This window comes from Clostridium sp. MF28 (genome assembly GCF_002969175.1).
Classification (GTDB): domain Bacteria; phylum Bacillota; class Clostridia; order Clostridiales; family Clostridiaceae; genus Clostridium; species Clostridium beijerinckii.
On sequence record NZ_CP014331.1, the window covers coordinates 3,027,501 to 3,029,639 of the forward strand.

At 29.3% G+C, this 2,139-nt stretch carries 2 pseudogenes; both read right to left on the reverse strand.

Annotated features, from left to right (window positions below):
• Positions 1–209 precede the first annotated feature (209 nt).
• Positions 210–1,276, reverse strand: a pseudogene (gene glgD / locus AXY43_RS12900) (glucose-1-phosphate adenylyltransferase subunit GlgD).
• A gap of 74 nt (positions 1,277–1,350) precedes the next feature.
• Positions 1,351–2,139, reverse strand: a pseudogene (locus tag AXY43_RS12905) (sugar phosphate nucleotidyltransferase); the annotation flags it as partial.

A 2,139-nucleotide genomic window follows, 5' to 3' on the forward strand; every position in this document is an offset into this window, starting at 1 on the left:
TAAATAAAGTAAGCATCATAAAATTATACTTTGCTAACATTATTTCTTAGTTGTTAATCACTATATCGTTCAAATTCTGCATTTAATTTTCCTAATATAGATAATACTAACTTAATGAATCACAAATCTAATTTTCTGATACTTACCTAATTAATATTTTATAATAATATAACTATTCAATTTCTAAAAATAGTATCTTCTATATATCTTTACTTAGTAATACTACTTTTTTTCTTTATAACCAAAGGATACATAACTGATCCAATAAGGGTCTCACCACTTCTTATCTCGCTACCTTTATCTGCGATTACATTATCCAATACTGCATCGTCACCAATTCTGCTATTTTGCATTATTATACAATCTTTTAACTTTGTATTTTTTCCTATATATACTCTTCTGCCTATTATGCAATTTTCAACCGTTCCTTCTATTCTACAACCATTTGCTATTATTGAGTTTATAACCACTGCTTGTATCTGCATAGTGAGTTGGCGCTTCATCTTTAGTTTTTGTATATATAGGTCTTTCATCATTAAAAATTTCTTTATTTACTTTTCTATTTAAAAATCCCCACATTGCTATTCATATAATTGCCTTAATGGAATTTATACAATCTAAATGTCCTTTGAATTCGTAAGCACTTGCTGTTAGTGTATTTAAATTATTATGAATATACTCTTTGACCTTTCGATACATTCCACTGCTTACACATTCATTTACAAAATTTATAAATAATTCAGTTTTTAATATATACATCTCCATATTAATATTTGCCTTCGGACTTTTCCCTATATTTTCTCCTACACTTATAACGCTTCCTGAATCATCAAAGTTTAATACGCCACAATCACCAAAAGCTTCATCTGCATTGTTTACCTTCTTATATACCATTGTAATATCTTTACCTGTACTCTTATGGTATTCCAAAACTTCATTGTAATCTATATTACAAATCATATAGCTTGGTGCTAATAATACATACTCTCTTCTACTATGTGTTAAAAATTGTATGTTTTCAGCGAAATTATGGACATCATCATAAACAGGCTCGTCATTTCCAAAGTTAAAAACTTTTAATCCATCTTTTTTTATTTAAGTCCCATGGTCTTCCATTTGTTAAATGGTCTATTAGAGACCTTGACTTATTCTTTGTAAATATTCCTATACAATTAATTCCTGAGTTAGTCATATTTGATAAAATAAAATCTATAATTCTATATCTTGCTGCAATAGGAACTGAAGCAAGAGATCTATTAACTACTAATTCACCCATTCTGTTTTCATTTTCATCTAAGTTGATTATACCAATACAATTTTTTCATTTCTTTCTCCCCCTTAGTGATCTCGCTAAACTGCTTTATTATTTTCTATAACTGTACCCATTTTTACTTCTTCTTTTGCTGCAATAATAGCTATTTCATCACCTAAAGAAATCTTACAGTCTTTTCGAACTATTGCTCCGCTTCCAACAATTGCTTTTTCAATAACTACATTATCACCTATTTTAGCATCCGTCATAATTATTGAATCTCGAACAACTGAGTTTTTTCCTATTTGAACTCCTTGAAATAATATTGAGCTTTCCACTTGTCCATTAACAACACAACCTTCAACAACTAATGAATTAGATACTTTTGCATTCTCGCCTATATATTGTGCCGGCCTTACTGGATTGACTGAATATATCTTCCATTCCTCATCATGTAAATCAAGTTCATTATCTTCTCTTATCAAATCCATATTTGCTTCCCATAGGCTATCTATAGTACCAACATCTTTCCAATATCCTTTAAATGGATAAGCAACCATTTTATTTCCATTCCCAAGCATACTTGGAATTTATTCATTCCGAAGTCATTTTTTGATGTCTTGTCCGATTCATCCTCTCTCAAATATTTTTTTAGAGTTTTCCAATTGAAAATATATATTCCCATTGATGCTAGATTATTTTTTGGGTTTTTTGGTTTTTCTTCGAATTCATATATTGATAAATCTTCCCTTGTATTCATTATTCCAAATCGAGATGCTTCATCCATTGGCACTTCAATAACAGCTATAGTTGCCTCTGCTGTTTTTCTTTATGGAAATCTAGCATCTTTGTATAATCCATCTTATATATATGATCTCCAGATAAAA